15 protein-coding genes are annotated in these 16,541 nt (G+C 62.6%); 9 read left to right on the forward strand and 6 right to left on the reverse strand.

Annotated elements, in window-relative coordinates; all coding sequences use genetic code 11:
* Positions 1-12 precede the first annotated feature (12 nt).
* Genes A9D15_RS06230 through A9D15_RS06240 form a run of 3 tightly spaced genes read left to right on the forward strand, consistent with a single transcriptional unit; the run spans position 13 to position 3,642 of the window.
* Positions 13-1,002 carry an alpha-ketoacid dehydrogenase subunit beta gene (locus A9D15_RS06230; protein ID WP_066763118.1) on the forward strand — a complete coding sequence of 330 codons (990 nt, stop codon included), beginning with the start codon at positions 13-15 and terminating at the stop codon, positions 1,000-1,002.
* 16 nt (positions 1,003-1,018) lie between these two features.
* Positions 1,019-1,261, forward strand: a complete 243-nt coding sequence (locus A9D15_RS06235; protein ID WP_066763122.1) for a biotin/lipoyl-containing protein — start codon at positions 1,019-1,021, stop codon at positions 1,259-1,261.
* A 5-nt stretch (positions 1,262-1,266) separates the two neighbouring features.
* Complete coding sequence (locus A9D15_RS06240; protein ID WP_066763125.1) at positions 1,267-3,642, forward strand: membrane-bound PQQ-dependent dehydrogenase, glucose/quinate/shikimate family; 2,376 nt, start codon at positions 1,267-1,269, stop codon at positions 3,640-3,642.
* 13 nt (positions 3,643-3,655) lie between these two features.
* On the opposite strand, the gene A9D15_RS06245 is transcribed toward A9D15_RS06240, so the two are convergent.
* Complete coding sequence (locus A9D15_RS06245; protein ID WP_066763127.1) at positions 3,656-4,189, reverse strand: VOC family protein; 534 nt, start codon at positions 4,187-4,189, stop codon at positions 3,656-3,658.
* 180 nt (positions 4,190-4,369) lie between these two features.
* On the opposite strand from A9D15_RS06245, the gene A9D15_RS06250 reads away from it, so the two are divergent.
* Both A9D15_RS06250 and A9D15_RS06255 read left to right on the forward strand, forming a co-directional pair.
* A complete protein-coding gene (locus A9D15_RS06250) occupies positions 4,370-5,722 on the forward strand; it encodes an aromatic ring-hydroxylating oxygenase subunit alpha (RefSeq protein ID WP_066763129.1) in 1,353 nt (450 codons plus the stop codon).
* Positions 5,719-7,065, forward strand: coding sequence for an aromatic ring-hydroxylating oxygenase subunit alpha (locus tag A9D15_RS06255; protein ID WP_066763131.1), 1,347 nt, complete (start codon positions 5,719-5,721; stop codon positions 7,063-7,065). Before A9D15_RS06250 ends, A9D15_RS06255 begins: the two co-directional genes overlap by 4 nt.
* 155 nt (positions 7,066-7,220) lie before the next feature.
* On the opposite strand, the gene A9D15_RS06260 is transcribed toward A9D15_RS06255, so the two are convergent.
* The 3 genes from A9D15_RS06260 to A9D15_RS06270 all read right to left on the reverse strand — a co-directional run bounded on the left by A9D15_RS06260 (position 7,221) and on the right by A9D15_RS06270 (position 9,741).
* Positions 7,221-7,973 carry an SDR family oxidoreductase gene (locus tag A9D15_RS06260; protein WP_066763134.1) on the reverse strand — a complete coding sequence of 251 codons (753 nt, stop codon included), beginning with the start codon at positions 7,971-7,973 and terminating at the stop codon, positions 7,221-7,223.
* Between the two features lie 60 nt (positions 7,974-8,033).
* Positions 8,034-8,951: an SDR family oxidoreductase gene (locus A9D15_RS06265; RefSeq protein ID WP_066763135.1), complete on the reverse strand. Its 918-nt coding sequence runs from the start codon at positions 8,949-8,951 to the stop codon at positions 8,034-8,036.
* Positions 8,952-9,090: 139 nt separating this feature from the next.
* Positions 9,091-9,741, reverse strand: a complete 651-nt coding sequence (locus tag A9D15_RS06270; RefSeq protein ID WP_066763136.1) for a TetR/AcrR family transcriptional regulator — start codon at positions 9,739-9,741, stop codon at positions 9,091-9,093.
* Between the two features lie 251 nt (positions 9,742-9,992).
* Between A9D15_RS06270 and A9D15_RS06275 the strand changes: the two genes are divergently transcribed.
* The 4 genes from A9D15_RS06275 (at position 9,993) to A9D15_RS06290 (ending at position 15,080) form a co-directional block, all read left to right on the forward strand.
* On the forward strand, positions 9,993-11,630 hold the full coding sequence (locus A9D15_RS06275) for a class I adenylate-forming enzyme family protein (protein WP_066763138.1): 1,638 nt from the start codon (positions 9,993-9,995) through the stop codon (positions 11,628-11,630).
* A 134-nt stretch (positions 11,631-11,764) separates the two neighbouring features.
* Positions 11,765-12,526, forward strand: coding sequence for an SDR family NAD(P)-dependent oxidoreductase (locus A9D15_RS06280; protein WP_066763140.1), 762 nt, complete (start codon positions 11,765-11,767; stop codon positions 12,524-12,526).
* The gene (locus A9D15_RS06285) at positions 12,526-13,893 is read left to right on the forward strand and encodes an aromatic ring-hydroxylating oxygenase subunit alpha (RefSeq protein ID WP_229660307.1); all 1,368 of its coding nucleotides are present in this window, start codon (positions 12,526-12,528) and stop codon (positions 13,891-13,893) included. The genes A9D15_RS06280 and A9D15_RS06285 overlap by 1 nt, the downstream gene beginning before the upstream one ends.
* 26 nt (positions 13,894-13,919) lie before the next feature.
* Positions 13,920-15,080: an acyl-CoA dehydrogenase family protein gene (locus A9D15_RS06290; protein ID WP_066763143.1), complete on the forward strand. Its 1,161-nt coding sequence runs from the start codon at positions 13,920-13,922 to the stop codon at positions 15,078-15,080.
* A 12-nt stretch (positions 15,081-15,092) separates the two neighbouring features.
* Here the strand turns inward: A9D15_RS06290 and A9D15_RS06295 are convergent, their stop codons facing one another.
* Together A9D15_RS06295 and A9D15_RS06300 are read right to left on the reverse strand one after the other, a co-directional pair.
* Positions 15,093-15,590: a MaoC/PaaZ C-terminal domain-containing protein gene (locus A9D15_RS06295; RefSeq protein WP_229660308.1), complete on the reverse strand. Its 498-nt coding sequence runs from the start codon at positions 15,588-15,590 to the stop codon at positions 15,093-15,095.
* Entirely contained in the window at positions 15,587-16,540 is a 954-nt protein-coding gene (locus A9D15_RS06300) for an acyl-CoA thioesterase (protein ID WP_229660309.1), read from the reverse strand. Before A9D15_RS06300 ends, A9D15_RS06295 begins: the two co-directional genes overlap by 4 nt.
* Position 16,541: the final 1 nt, after the last annotated feature.

Here is a 16,541-nt window from a genome sequence, read left to right on the forward strand (position 1 = left end):
GAGGACCAGACAATGGCAAGAATCACGTTTCTAGAAGCGATCATGCAGGCGCAGCAGGAAGAAATGCAGCGCGACGACAAGGTCTTCATCATGGGTGAGGACGTGCGCTGCAACGTCTTCGGCACCACCACCGGCTTCGTCGATGCCTTCGGCGCGGAACGCGTGCGCGACACGCCGATCTCCGAAAACGGCTTCATCGGCGCGGCAGGCGGCGCGGCGATGGTGGGGATGCGCCCCATCGTCGATGCGACGATCTCGTCTTTCCTGTTTCCGGCGATGGACCAGATCTGTTCGATTATCGCGAAATCACGTTATATCTACGGCGGTCAGGCGAAGCTGCCGCTCGTCATCCGGTCCTGCCTTTTCTACGGCAATTCGAACGCGGCGCAGCATTCGGACCGGCCCTATTCGATGTTCATGAATATGCCGGGCCTTAAGATCATCGCCCCCTCATGTGCCAGCGACATGAAGGGCCTGTTGAAGGCCGCCGTGCGCAGCGACGATCCCGTGCTCAGCTTCGAGGATTCGACCTGCTGGATGGCAAAGGACGAAGTGCCCGAGGGTGAACACATCATCCCGCTCGGCAAGGGCGACATCAAGCGCGAGGGCAGCGACGTCACTATCATCGGCGTGGCGGGCGGCGTGAACGTCGCGCTGAAGGCGGCCAAGGCGCTGGAGCAGGAAGGCATTTCCGCCGAAGTCATCGACCCGCGCACGCTGGTCCCGCTGGACCGCGAGCTGATCCTGCAATCGGTGCGCAAGACCGGCCGCGCGATCTGCGTCGACCCTGCCCACATGACCTGCAGCGCGGCCAGCGAAATCTCGGCCACGATCGTCGAGAACGCCTTCGATGCCCTGCGCGCACCGGTCCTGCGGGTCACCACTCCCGACACGCACCTGCCTTTCAGTCCGCATATCGAAAAGCCGCTCTACCCCTCGGTAGAACGCATCGTCGACGCGGCCCGCAAGGTCGTGGGCACCAAACAAACCCAACCCGCCTGAGCCGGAAAGGAACACCATGGCTGAATTCACGGTAGTCCTGCCCCAGTACGGAATGGGGATGCAGGATGGCGAAATCGTAAAGTGGCTCAAGGGCCCGGGGGACAGGGTCGCTGAAGGGGAAAACCTGGTCGAGGTCGAAGCGGCCAAGACCACGGTCGAAGTCCCTTCCCCCGTGTCCGGGACGGTGCTTCGCATCATCGCAGAAGAAGGCGAGACGGTGGACGTGCGCGCGCCGATCATGGTCATCGAGACCGAGTAGGACCAATGGCGAAAGCGGAAAGCGTGGGCGGGGCGCAGCGGCGCCCACCCCTGTGGTCGCGCCTTCTCGCGGCGGTGTTCCTCGGCCTTGTCGGTCTTGCCCTACTGGGCGGAGGGGCGTGGCTGATCTCGCTTGGCGGGTCGGCCTATTACGCCATTGCCGGCGCGGCCTGTCTCGCATCCGCTTTCCTCGTGTGGCGCGGCGACCATCGCGCCTTGCCGGTCTATGCCGCGCTGCTTGCAGGAACGCTCGTCTGGGCGGTCTGGGAAGTCGGGCTGACCTTCTGGCAACTCGTGCCGCGCCTGGCAGGGCCGGTGGTCATCGGGGTGGTCCTTGCCCTGCCCTTCGTCCAGCGCATGCTGGTGCGAAAGGGTCCGATAATGGCGCGCCTCCTGCCTGCCCTTGCGATAGGTGCGGCGGTTGCCGTCATGTCGGTCGCCTTCTTCCAGGTCCGCACTTACGACATGTCGCCGGGGGCCAGCCGCGTTGCCGCAGCCGTCTCCGACGATGGCCCCACCGACTGGACCGCATACGGCAGCAATGCGGCGGGCCTACGCCATTCGGGCGCTAACCAGATTACGCCCGCCAATGTCGCAAGCCTTGAACCTGCATGGTCGTTCGAGACCGGCGACACAAACGCCAAGCGCCCCGAGATCGGCCCCCCGATTTCATTCATGGCGACACCACTCATGGTGGACGACACCGTCTACTTCTGCTCGCCCACGGGGAAGGTCTTCGCGCTCGACGCCGATACGGGCAAGCCGGTCTGGACCCGCGATCCGCGCGCCGAAATCGGCAATGCGCAGATGCTGAATTGCCGCGGCGTGTCCTACCATGCCGATGCAAAAGAGGCGGGTCTTTGCTCCGCACGCATCCTTTCGATGACGGTCGATGGCCGTCTTCTTGCCAGCGATGCCAGGACTGGCAAGCCATGCCCCGATTTCGGCAAGAACGGCAGCATCGACCTGACTCAGGACCTTGGCTCGATCGACCCGCTGCGAAGCTATACCTCTTCGCCGCCCGCCATTATCGGCAATGTTGCAGTGCTCGGCTCTTACGTACGTGACAATTTCGACAAGGACGACCCGTCGGGCGTGGTTCGCGCGTTCGATGTTAAGAGCGGCAGGATGCTATGGGGTTGGGACAGCGGCAGGCCCGACGATGCGCCGCAGCCCGCAGCGGGAGAAGAATGGACCCGCGGTTCGCCCAACGCGTGGAGCGTGTTCAGCGCCGACCCTGACCTCGGCCTTGTCTACCTGCCCACCGGCAACGCCACGCCGGACCATGTCGGCACCCATCGCTCGCCCGATCTGGAACGCTATGCCAGTTCGATCGTCGCGCTCGACGTGGCGACCGGCAAAGTGCGCTGGAGCTTCCAGACCGTGCATCACGACATCTGGGACTACGACGTTCCGGCCCAACCGGTCCTGTTCGACCATCCATCGGCAAACGGCCCCGTCCCCGCTCTGGCCGCACCGACCAAGCAGGGCGAGATCTTCATCCTCGACCGCCGCACCGGCAAGCCGCTGGTGCCCGTCGAAGAACGAGCCGTCCCACAAGGCAAACTGCCGGGTGAACGCTATTCCCCGACGCAGCCGTTCAACAGGAACTTCGCATCCTTTGCGCCGCCAGAACTGACCGAGGCTTCGATGTGGGGCGCAACCCCGCTGGACCAGCTCTACTGTCGCATCCGGTTCCGCTCTCTCGATTACGAAGGGCTCTATACGCCCCCGTCGGAGCGCGGAACGATCCAGTATCCCGGAACCTTCGGCACGCTCAACTGGGGCAGTGTGAGCATTGACACCGCACGCGAATTGATGATCGTGAACTCGGCGGCGATTCCGCAGGAAGTCCTGCTTTTCCCGCGTGACAGCGATGCCGACACGCCAGAGGAAGCGACCAGTTCGCACGCCCCCGGCTACCTGCCGCAGATCGGTACGAATTACGGGGTAAGCCTGTGGCCGATGCTGTCCCCGCTGGGCATTCCGTGCACTGCCCCGCCATGGGGGCACTTGTCCGCCGTGGACCTGAAGACCGGCAAGCTGGCATGGAAACGCACCATCGGCACCAGCGAGGATGTCGCGCCGCTGGGCATCAAAATACCCGGCGCATTCAATCTTGGCGGATCGGTGACGACGGCGTCTGGCCTGACCTTTATCGGCGCGACCATCGACGATTACCTGCGCGCCTTCGATACCGAAACCGGCGAGGAGCTATGGAAGGGCCGCCTGCCCGCGGGGGGACAGGCGACGCCGATCACTTACCGTTCGAAAAAGACGGGGCGGCAGTACGTCGTGATCGCAGCCGGTGGTCACATGTACATGGGCACAACGCCCGGCGACCATGTCGTCGCCTTCGCGCTTCCGGAGGGCAACGACTGAGCGGGCGAACGGGTCAGAGCGCCTTGCGCTTCGTCTTGCCGTCCCAGTTGCGGACTTCGCCGCGGATCATTTCGAATGTCTCGAACATGGCGTCGTAAGGCTGGATGATCTCGACGATCGGGCTCAGCCCCGGCTTGGCTGTGTCGAGATAGGCAAAGCGCGAAAGCGGCAGCGTGCCTTCCAGCAGAACCGGAACGCCCCGCGCCCGCGCATCGGCCATCACCGCGTCGTAGTCTTCGACGAACGTGCCGAAATGGTGGATGCCGCTCTGCCCCGATTCGAGGAATTCGCGGTATGTGGAAGCGGCTGTTCCCGGCTGGATCAATTCGATCATCGTGTCGCCGCTGTAGGATACGCCTACGCCTGCGAAGACCGGGTGATCGTTTGGCACTTTCTCCTCGCGCACGGCCAGTTCCTCGAATGGCAGGGGAATCGGGAATTCGAAGAAAGGCCCCACGCCCATCTTCGTCGTCCAGTGCTCGATCGCGGCGCCCAAATCGGGCACGACATAGGCTACCTGGAACGTTGTGCCGTAGATTTTGCTCATCTTCGTCTCTCCCGTGCTGCGCCCTGTCGTGTGCATGACGCTTGTCACTTGCAAAACAATCATGACTGTTTTTTAATGACAGTCCAGCCCCCGCAGAGTCGGCCACCGAAAACAGGTCGCATGCGGGACCGGTCCCGGATCGGATTTCCGGAGAAGAATCCCATTGGAGAGGGATACCTGATGAAGCTCGATTTCGATGATTGGAACATCCACGTCGGCACGCCGCACCCGTTCAACGGCCGTGCGCCCAAGATCGACAACGGTACCGGTCGCCCCGACCCGCGCCGCTATTACGACCGCGAATTCATGCGCGAGGAGTGGGAGAAGGTCTTCTGCAAGTCTTGGCTGCTCGCCGGCCACATTTCCGATATTCCGGAGGCTGGCGACTTCTTCCGGTTCGACATCGGCCCGGAAAGCTTCATCATCGTTCGCGGCGAAGATGGTGGGGTAAAGGCGCACTACAACGTGTGCCCGCACCGCGGCAGCCAGCTGGTGACGACCGATTTCGGATCGGTGGACCAGTTCACCTGCCCCTTCCATTCCTGGAAATTCGACCTTGAAGGCAAGAACGTTGCCGTCACCGATGAAGAAACCTTCCGTCCCGAAGTGCTGTGCCACGGGCACGACCTGTCCTCTGTCCGCTGCGAAGTGGCATGCGGGCTGGTCTTCATCTCGATGGACGCCGATATCGAGCCGTTGAAGGAATGGCTCGCGCCGATCCTGCCACAGCTTGAACTCTACGACATGGACAAGATGTACGTCGTCCAGCATCGCCGTTCCGACTGGGGCGCGAACTGGAAGGGCGGCGTCGACGCCTTTGCAGAGATCTATCACCTGCACGCCGTGCATCCTCAGACCCAGTGCCTGATGGACGATCGCACCCAGATCGACCTGTGGCCCGGCGGCCTTTCGCGCCAGTTCGTGCCGTTTGCACAGCCTGCCGAACGCTATCACGATCAGGAAACGGTGAACCCCGGCATCCAGCTCATGCTGCGCGATGCAGGCATCGATCCCGAAACCTACCAAGGCACCGCCGCCGAAACGCGTGAGGCCGTGCAGAAGGCAAAGCGCAAGCGGTCCGACGAACTCGGGCTCGGCTATGAAAAGTTCAGCGACAGCCAGCTTTCGGATTCGGTTGTCTATTCGCTGTTCCCGAACGCTCAGATCGGCTGCCACCCCGAGGCGATCTTCCTGCACCGGTTCATCCCGCACGAAAGCGACCCGAACCAGTTCACCTACGACACCTGCATCCTTTACCGCCACGTCGACGCGCCCGGTTATCGCGCGCCTGCGTGGATGGGTTTGAGCGACGAAACCGACCTGTCGGGCAAGACGCGCCCGGAAATCGTGCACACTGGCCTTGGCGAACCGCCGGGCCTTGGCGAAGTGCTGGACCAGGATTCCGATCTCCTGCCCATCGTGCAGCAGGGTGCGAAGTCGCGCGGATTCCGCGGACCGTTGTGGAGCGAGCAGGAAGGACGCCTGCGCCACTTCCACGGCGAGCTCGACCGCCGCATGGAGAAGGGCTCGTGAACTACGATCCGCGCAGCTGGGCGGTCCACAAAGGGTCCGACCATCCCTTCGACCAGCCGGCCCCCGCCATCGACAACGGGGCCGAACGGCTAGACCCTTCCCGCTACACCTCGAAGGCTTTCTTTGAGGCGGAATGGGAGAAGGTCTTTACCAAGACCTGGCTGCTGGCCGCGCCTGCCAGCGATCTTCAGGAACCGGGCGACTGGGTGAAGGTCGACATCGGGCGTGAAAGCTTCATCGTCGTTCGCGGCGAGAATGGCGCGGTACATGCACACTACAACGTGTGCCCACATCGCGGCAGTCAGCTGGTCACGACCGACATGGGTAGCCAGGACAGCTTCACCTGTCCGTTTCATTCCTGGCGCTTCGGCATCGACGGCAAGAACGAGAAGATCACCGACGAGGAGACCTTCCGCCCCGAAGTGCTGTGCCACGGCACCGACCTCACCTCGGTCCGCGCCGAGGAAGCGGTGGGCCTCGTCTTCATCTCGATGAGCGACGACGTCCCGCCGCTCAAGGAATTCCTCGCCCCGATCCTCGACATGCTGGAGACTTATCGCATCGACCTGATGCACGTCGTGCAGCATCGCCGGTCGGACTGGGCGGCGAACTGGAAGGGCGGGATCGATGCTTTCTACGAAAGCTATCACCTCCACGCGATCCATCCGCAAACGATGGGCGTGATCGACGATCGCACGCACATCGATCTCTTTCCGAACGCCCTGTCGCGTCAGTTCGTGCCGATGGCGCAGCCCAATTCGCACTTCCCCGATCAGGAAGGCATCAATCCGGGCATCGCCATGCTGCTCGCCGATGCGGGCGTGGACCCGGATACGTTCGACGGAACCGCTATGGAAAGTCGTGCCGCCGTGGCCCAGGCCAAGCGGGAGCGGGCGGAAAGGATCGGTCTCGACTATTCGCACTTCTCGGACGCGCAGTTGACCGATGCGACGATCTTCGGAATTTTCCCGAACATCCAGATCGGCTGTCACCCCGAGGCGGTGTTCCTGCACCGCTTCAACCCGCACGAAAGCGACCCCGAGCAGTTCACCTACGAAACGACGATCATGTACCGCCACGTCGATGCGCCCGGATATGGCGCGCCGGGCTGGATGGGGCTTGGCGACGATGTCGACGTGACCGGCGCGACGCGGCCCGAAGTCGTGCACACCGGCCTTGGCGAACCGCCGGGCATGGGTGAAGTGCTGGATCAGGATTCCGACCTGCTGCCGATCGTACAGAAGGGCGCAAGGTCACGCGGGTTCAACGGCCCGCTGTGGTGCGAACAGGAAGCGCGTCTGCGCCACTTCCACACCGAACTGGATCGCTGGCTCGCCAAGTAGAGAGCCAGCCAAATAGCCACCTCCCTGGCCCTGCCTTCCCCGTCGGAAGGCAGGGCATTTTTTTGGCCTGGCCCTGCCTCCCCGTCGGAAGGCAGGGCATCTTTTTGGCCTAGCCCCGCCCCATCGGGAGGGAGGGCATTTTGGGAAGCTTGCGGTCAGAAAGGACGGATCGTCACGCCATTGTCGATGACGAGTTCGGCCCCGTTCACAAAGCGGGATTCGTCGCTGGCGAGATAGAGGACCAGAGCGGCGACATCCTTGGGGGCACCGGGCGTACCGGGCGGCAGAACCCCTTCCGCCACGGGCTGTGCATCGCGCCCTTCGGCGGTCTGAACCATCGGCGTCTCGATCGCGCCGGGGTGAACCGAATTGCAGCGGATCTTGTAACCCTTTTCCTGGCACATCACCGCGACCGACTTGGTCATGGAACGCACCGCACCCTTCGCCGCGGAATAGGCGAAGAAGATCGGATAGCCGAGCAGCGCGCCAGTCGAGCTCATGTTGATGATCGAGCCGCCATCGTTCTCGTTCATCAGGGGAATGGCGTACTTCATGCCGAGGAAAACCCCGTCGGTCATGATCGCGTTGACCCAGCGGAACTTTTCGAGGCTGGTATCCTCGACATCGGCATTCAGCACCACGCCTGCGTTGTTCACGAGGATGTCGAGACGACCGAACTTCGCCTTGATCTCGGCCATGACCGACTGCCACTGCTCTTCGCTCGATACGTCGAGCGCAAGAGCGATCGCACCGCCTCCGATGCGGTCGGCAACGGCTTGCGCGGTTTCCTGTTTTACATCGGTGACGACTACGATCGCCCCTTCGGCGGCGAGCGCCTCGCTGTCGGCAGCGCCGAGTCCCGAACCGCCACCCGTGACGAGCGCAACCTTGCCTTCTACGCGGCCCATAATCCTCTCCTCTTCATGATGATCCGCGCTGTCTCGCGGTTACTCGAAAGCGGGCAGGGCTCAGGCGGCCCCGTCCTCGCTGAAATAGTCGGGCATCCCGGCCGGCCAGACGACGCCCCACTGGGCCTGTCCGCCGTCTAGGATGATCAGATCGCCATTGATGAAGCGCGCCGCGGGCGATGCGAGATAGGCGATCATTTCCGCCACGTCCCACGCGTTGCCGCGTTCTTTCATCGGATTCGCCTTGTGGAAGCGGGCCAGTGCTTCTTCGGGATACATGCGGAATCCTTCGGTTTCGATCACGCCGGGGCCGATGCAGTTGACGCGGATGTTCCACTGCGCCCACTCGGTCGCCAGTGTCTTCGACAGGTAGATCACGCCCGCTCGCGCCGCACAGGTATGCGCGGCCTGCGGCATGCCGCGTTCGACGTTGGCGACGATATTGACGATGTTGCCGGGCTTGCCATCCTCGCGCCAGCGCCTGGCCGCTTCCTGCATCATCCACCAGGTCCCGTTGAGGTTGGTGTCGATGACGGCCAGCCAGCCCTTGCGCGAAAAGTCGATCGCGTCCTGGGGGAACTGCCCGCCCGCATTGTTGACCAGCGTGTCGAGCCCGCCGAAATGGTCGTGCACTTTGCCGATCATCGCCTCGACCGCCTCGGCATCGCGGATGTTGGTGCCGAGCGCGAGGATGTCGCTGCCGATTTCGTCCTTGACGAGCTTAACCGTGGTTTCCAGCTTCTCCTCGTTGCGGCCGCAGATGGCGACTTGCGCGCCCAGTTTTGCCGCGAGGTAGGCGGTCGCCTTCCCCATGCCGCTGCCGCCGCCGGAGATGAGCACGGTCTTTCCCGCAAGCATGTCATCACGGTAGATCGTCTGCTGCTGCTTGAGGTCTTCTTCGTCGAGGCCGCGCTTGGGCCTCTCGCTCGTGACGTCTTCGGGCCGGAAAATTTTCGGCTTGTACGATCCTGCGTTCAAGGCGTGTTCCTTGCTTGTTTTATCAGGTGCCTGAAGTCGTGGCATCCAACCTTCTCCGTCGGCAACGGTAACGCCGAACCACCAAAAAGACAAACAAGATTGTTTTATTATTGTGAGCCGCCGATGACGACATCAGCGCTCAGCCCATCGGCGGCATCAGTGCTCTGATCTGGTTTTCAAGATGGTTCAGCATGGGCGGCACCTGATCGGCCGACATGGCGCCGGTCTGAAGCTGGATCGCCATCCCTTCGAGTATCGTCTGCGACAGACGCATTGCAAGGTCGAACTTTTCCGGCGAACTGCGCCATTCGGGAAAGAGCGATTCGGCCTGCGTGTTGAACCGGTCGCGGAACTCTTCCTGCAGCGGCTCCATGATGCCGGCGAGATCCTTGTCCGTGCGCGCAGCGATTGCCAGTTCGTGAAAGGCGATGAAGCCCGGCTTCTGGACTTGCGTCCAGTAAGTCTCGACTAGGTTGTCGACGTCGTGTTCGGTCTCGCCCGCGGCGCGGCGGAAGGCGCGCAGACGCTTTTCGTGCAATTCGCGGATCGTCGCCTTGATCAACGCGGCACCGTTTTCGAAGTGGTGCATCATCGCCCCGCGCGATAGCCCCGCCTCTTCCGCGACGCGCGGCGTGGTGGTCCTGGCATAACCGTATTTGACGAGGCAGCGCACAGTCGCATCGATCAGGCGCTTGCGCGTCTGCGCGGCCTTGGCAGCCTGCAGCGTCCCGCCGCCTGCCTTGGCTGTCGACGTGCTGCTGTCGTTGGTGCGCGTGCGCGATGTGCTCATGCCGGTTCGATTCCAGTTTCTCGGTGCGGGTAGTCCCTCGAACTGATTTCACGAGAAGCTTTATGCCGCAATTGATCCTTAAGGGCAGCAGGGCGGAAAGCGCAAGCATCGGCCCGACGCCACGATCGCAGCGATCCGCCGCAAGAAACATTCATGCATGATTGTATTTTTCTTATTGGCTGATAAGCTTCGCGTCAAACAGCCACCGGTGCTGCGACGAACGGCACGGCGGGAAAGTTGGGAGAGACACGATGGGCGAAAACGGGCCTGTGCTTACCATGGGCGAGATGATCCAGACCTCGGCCGAACGATTCGGCGAACGGGACGCGATCATCTTTCCGGACCAGAGACTGACCTACACCGAACTCAACGAACAGGCTCGCGCATGGGCGCGTGCTTTGATTGCGCTTGGCGTAAAGCCGGGTGAGAATGTGGGCATCCTGCTGCCGACCTGCATCGACTTCATCACCGCGTTCTACGGGATCACCATGACCGGCGCGGTCGCAGTGCCGATCAACGCACGCTATCAGGCGAGCGAGCTTGGCTACGTCACGGCCAACGCCGATCTCGTCACGATCATCACCACCGGCAAAGTGGCCGAAAACCTCGACTTCGGAGAGCGTCTGGAGGCAGCCCTCCCCTCGCTCAAGTCGGCCAGCGATCCGCGCCATCTGTCGCTGGACGAAGCGCCGGTGCTGCGCAACGTGATATGCCTCGACGACGACTGCGCGCCTTACCTGCTGTCGGCAAAGGATGCGCTGGCGGGCGGCGATGTCGTGACCCCTAGCGAACTCGACAAGCGGATCGAGGATGTCGATCCGCAGGACACCTCGATGATCCTCTATACCTCGGGAACGACGGCGAACCCGAAGGGCGCGATGATCTCGCACCGCGCGCAAGTCGCCAACAGCCGCAACCTCGGCGTGCGGTACGAATGCGGCATCGAAGACAAGGTCTGGTCGCCGCTGCCGATCTTCCACATCGCGGGCATCCTGCCGATGACGATGATCCTCGACATCGGCGGCGCCTACATGACCATCCCGCGTTTCGATGCGGGCGTGGGCCTCGAAATGCTGGGCCGCGAAGGAGCGACGATCGCCTATCCCAGCTTCGTCACGATCATGCAGGACCTGATCACGCACCCGACGTTCAAGGACACGGACCTTTCGAAGCTTCGGGTCATGAACTCGAACTTCGCGGTGCAGCCCGAATGGATCAAGAACGCGGTGGCCGAAGCCATGCCCCACACCACGCAAGTCGGCACTTATGGCCTGACCGAGGCGGCGGGCACTGTTTCGACCAGCCGCCTGTCCGATAGCTACGAAGTGCGCACGGGCCGCTGCGGCACCCCGATCGAGGAATGGGACGTGCGTATCGTAAACCCGGAAACCGGCAACGATTGCGCCCCCGGTGAACACGGCGAGATCGTCCTCAACGGCCCCAACCGGCTGAAAGGGTACTATAACGATCCCGAAAAGACCGCCGAGGCGATCCGCGACGGCTGGTTCCACACCGGCGACATCGGATCGATCGATGCGGACGGCAACGTCATGTTCCATGGCCGCCTGAAAGACATGCTGAAGGTCGGCGGCGAGAATGTCGCCGCGGCAGAGATCGAGGCGATGCTGCAGACGCATCCGGCGGTGAAGCTGGCGCAAGTCGTCGGTCTGCCCGACGACCGCTATGTCGAAGTGCCCGCCGCCTTTGTCGAGCTGGCCGAGGGGCAGAGCGCGAGCGAGGCCGAACTGATCGAGCACTGCAAGGGCAAAATCAGCTCGTTCAAGATCCCGCGTCACATCCGGTTTGTCGAGGAATGGCCAATGTCGACCTCGAAGATACAGAAATTCCGCCTCCGCGATGAACTGGTGCAGGAGTTGCAGGCGGCGTGAGAAGACCTATATAAAAGTCAGTCATGACTGTTTTTATCTTGCGTCGGGAGCGCCGCCGCTTCTAAGGCAAACATTGAACGAGGGGCGAGATGCGGGGATACGCCGCACCGCCGGAGAAGCAAGGAACTGATAACATGGATCTTGGACTGCAGGGGAAGAAGGCCATTCTGGTCGGCGCGGCGCGCGGCATCGGTTACGCCGTTGCCGAAATTCTCGCCCGCGAAGGCTGCGACATCGCCCTTACCGCGCGCAGCGAGGACAGCGTCAAGGACGCGGTCGCGGAACTTGGCAAGTATGGCACCAAGGTTGTCGGCAAGCCTGCCAACGCGAAGAACGCCGACGAATACAAGGCATGGTTCGAATGGGCGATCGAGGAGCTCGAAGGCGTCGATATCATGATTCCCTTCACTTCCGCCGGCGGCGGGATGGGGTCCGAGAAGTATTGGCACAACGCTTTCGAGGTCGACCTCATGGGCGCCGTCCGCGCGGTCGAGGCCGTCGTCCCCACGATGACCGAACAGCAGCGCGGGTCGATCGTCCTCATCGGCACGACCTCTATCCTCGAGGCGATGGGCGGTCCGCAGGCCTATAACGCGCTAAAGGCCTCGATCGCCACTTACGGCAAGCAGCTTGCCCTGCATCACGGCAAGGACGGCATTCGCGTCAACGTCGTGTCCCCCGGCCCGATCGAATTCGAAGGCGGCAACTGGGACATGATCAAGGGCACAATGGAAAAGTTCTACAACGCCCAGGTCCGCCAGCAGCCGATGGGCCGCCTCGGCCGTCCCGAAGAGGTTGCCAAGGCGATCACGTTCCTCGCCAGCGATGCGGCGAGCTGGTGCAACGGCTCCCACCTCGTCGTCGACGGGGGCTACACGAACCGGACGCACTTCTGATGAAAAAGCACGTCATGGGATGGGATCCGGCGGCGATGGACGCGCTTCGCGTCGTCGATGTGCCGCGCGTCGATCCCGAGACGACGGGCAACGGCACGCCGGTCGAGAAAGCGCCGGACCCCGAGCTTGGCACCGACATCATTCCCGCCGCCCGTTACTACTCGCCCGAATTCATGGCGATGGAGTGGGAGAAAGTCTGGACCAAGACCTGGCTTCTGGGCGGGCGGTCGGACGACCTGAAAGAGGCCGGCGACTACATCTGCACCGAGATCGGCAAGGAATCCGTCCTGATCGTGCGGCAGGTGGACGGTTCGGTCCGCTGCTTCCCCAACGTATGCCTCCATCGCGGCAACCGCCTGCGCCCAGAAGGTCGCGGCAATGCCGAGAAGTTCCAGTGCATGTATCACCACTGGACGTACGGCCTCGACGGGAAGCTCGAACATATTCCCGACTTGTGCACTTTTCTGCAGGGCGGCCCTCCGGGAATGTCGGCCCAGCCGCTGCCGTGTGTCGAGTGGAACAGCTTCGTCTGGTTCTCGCTCAACCCCGACGTCGAGCCGTTCGACGACTTCATCGACCCGCTGAAGCAGCATCTTGAACCGTATCACCCCGAACGCATGGCGTGGAAACGCGACATCACGGTCGAGTGGGATTGCAACTGGAAGACGTCGGTCGACGCGTTCAACGAGACTTATCACGTGCAGGGCATCCACCCGCAGCTGAAGTGGTATCTCGACGACATCAACGTCCAGATCGACTGTTACGGCAAGCACAACCGCTACCTGATCCCGTTCGCCGCGATCAGCCCGCGCGTCCACATGCCGAGCCAGATCCCGCCCGCGATCTACGAGATCATGGTCAACGCCGGAATGGACCCCGCCGAATACGAAGGCCGCGTGTCCGACATCCGTGTCGACGTCCAGAAGTTCAAGCGCGAGCATGGCCCGGCACAGGGCAAGGACTATTCGGAGCTGAACGACGATCAGCTGACCGACGATTATCACTACATGATCTTCCCGAACGTGGCCGTGAACGTCCACAGCGACGATATCATGCTGTTCCGCCAGCGCCCGCACGCGACCGACCCGAACAAGATGTACTACGACATCTGGATGTTCGAGCTCGTCCCCGAAGGCGAGGAATGGCCCGAACGCGTGAAGCACAAGCGCTTCAAGCACGGCGACAAGTCGATCGGGCAGGTCCTCGACCAGGATGCCTTCAACCTGCCGACCGTGCAGACGGGAATGCAATCCGAATACTTCCCCGGCCTTTGGATCGGCGATCAGGAACAGCGCATCCGGCACTTCCACAAGGTGCTGGACGACTACATCTACGGCCCCGGACAGAAGACCGCGGACGACCTTTAAGACTTGCCCGACGCAGGACCCCAGACATGAATTTCTCGCTTACAGAAGACCAGCGGCAGCTGCAGGAAGCCGCACGCGATTTTGCCCAGGGCGAACTGCCTGCCATCGCCGCCGAACTGGAACGCGACAACAAGCCGCCCAGCCGCGAACTGGTGAAGCGTTTTGCCGAACTCGGCTTTCTCGGCATCAACGTGTCGAGCGATCTGGGTGGGCTTGGCCTCGGCAATATCGAGGCGCTGATCGTGCTGGAGGAATTCGGCAAGATTTCCTCTGCCATCGGCTTTCCGGTCTTCGAAAGCTCGGTCGGCCCCGTGCGCGCGATCGAACACTTCGCCTCCGACGAGCTGAAGCAGCGCGTCGTCCCGGCCGTCTGCGCGGGCGACATGGTCGTCGCGGTCTCGATGTCCGAACCCGATGCGGGTTCGGCGCTCACCGACCTCAAGACCAAGGGTGTCGTGAAGGGCGACAAGATCGTCATCAACGGTACCAAGCGCTGGTGTTCGGGCGGCGGCCATGCCGATGCCTATGTGGTCTATTGCCGCCTCTCCGACGATCCGGGTGCCAAGGGCATCGGCGCGGTGCTGGTCGAAAAGGACGCGCCGGGCCTGTCGTTCGGCCCGAACGAGCAGCTCATGGGCTTTCGCGGCGTGCCTTCGTCCGATCTCAACTTCGACGATTGCGAAGTGCCGGTCGGCAACGTCATCGTGCCCGCTGGCGGCTTCAAGAAACTGATGGAAGCCTTCGACCTCGAACGCTGCGGCAATGCGACGATGTCGCTGGCGCAGGCATCGGGCGCGCTGGAGGACGTTTGCGAATACGTCCAGGAACGCAAACAGTTCGGCAAGCCGATTGCCGAGTTTCAGGCCGTGCAGCTCAAGCTAGCCGAAATGCAGATGAAGTGCGAAGCCGCCCGCCTCCTCATCTGGCGCGCCGCTTCGCAGGCAGAAGACGGTCTGCCCTCGGTGCTCCACAGCTCGACCGGCAAGTGCTTTGCCAACACGATCTCGCGCGAGGTCACGGGAGATGCGATGCAGCTCATGGGCGCCTACGGCTATTCCAAGGAATTCCCGATGGAACGCCGCCTGCGCGATGCGTGGGGCTGGGGCATCGCCGGTGGTGCGATCGATATTCAGAAGGTCAACATCGCGTCTGCCATGCTGGGCCGCCGGTTCGACCAGCGGAAGTGATATCAGGCACCGCTAGCGCGCGGTGCCGACCATCCTTGCACGCCCTTCGCGGGTGTAGACGAGATTGATGCTGGTAAACGTAACGCACTCGGTCCCATCCTCCAGCATCACGGCATAGCGCGTCAGCGCCGTGCCGCGGTCGTCGCGGGTCTTCGAAGGTTCAAGGCTTATGATCTCGCTCGTCACGTGGATCGTGTCGCCTGCGCGGATCGCGCGTTTCAGGCGCAGTTCGTCCCAGCCCACGCCGCAGACGAAGTCGATGTCCCAGTTGATCTCGTGGTCCATCTGCCGCCACAGGGCGAGCACGTAGATGCCGCTGGCGACGACTTCGCCGAAAACCGAATCCTTTGCCGCGTCGGCATCGGCATGGAACCACTGCGGGTCGTACTTTCGGGCGAAATCGATCATCTCTTCCGCCGTCACGGTCCGGCTTTTCGATACGCGTTTTTCGCCGACGGCCAGGTCCTCGAACGTGCGATAGGGCTCGCGCGCTTCGTATGTGTCGATCACAGCTTTCCTTCTCGTTTTGAGTCCAGCATCCGGACCAGCCCCTGCTGGCTGACGCTGGCGACGCATGTCCCGTCGCGTCTGAAAATGTTGCCCCGCCCATACGACAAGGCATTGCCGGCGGCAGGCGACTCCAAGGTGTAAAGCAGCCAGTCGTCGACGCGGAACAGGTCATGAAACCACACCGCGTGGTCGAGGCTGGAGGTCTGAAGCCGGTCATTCGACCAGTCGATCCCCATGGGGCCGAGGCCGGTATGAATGATGTGCATGTCGGATGCATATGCGAGCCAGCGCTGGTGCACATAATGCGGCCCGTCGATGGTGCCCTTGAAGCGGAACCAGAACTGGCGGCAAGGAGCGAGCCTTCTGCTATTGCGGAAGGGGAACGGCTGAACCGGCCGCCAGTCGATCTGCTGCCTGCGAAGCCAGAACGGGCCGTGCCGTGCCGGCAGGTCCTTGGAAAGCCGCGCAAGGATATCGGCCAGCGGTTCAAGCGTTTCCGGATCGGGCACGTCGGGCATCGGGATCGAGTGGCCGGCGCTGTCCTCGTCCACCTTGAACGATGCCATCATCCGCATCAGCGGGGCATCGCCCTGCGTCATCCTCACCGCACGCGTGGCAAAGCTGCGCCCGTCGGTCTCGCGCGTCACCTCGATCTCGTTCACTGCGTCGGTCAGACCCGGCTTCATGTAATAGGCGTGAAAGCTGTGCGCGATCTTCTGATCGGGCACCGTGCGCCGCGCGGCATCGAGGCACTGTGAAAGGATCGCCCCACCGAACAGCCGCAGCAGGCCGCTGCGGACTGGAGCGACACTGAACCGGTCCGGCGCGGTCTCGACAAAGTCGAACAGACGCTCACGCTCGTCCAGCGGGTTATCGGGGTACGGGTTCTGATCGCTCACGACGTTCGCATAGGCCCCGCCCGCCCCGTCTGCCAAGCCGGGTCCATTCACC

It is taken from the genome of Croceicoccus pelagius (genome assembly GCF_001661915.1).
In the GTDB taxonomy this organism is placed as follows: domain Bacteria; phylum Pseudomonadota; class Alphaproteobacteria; order Sphingomonadales; family Sphingomonadaceae; genus Croceicoccus; species Croceicoccus pelagius.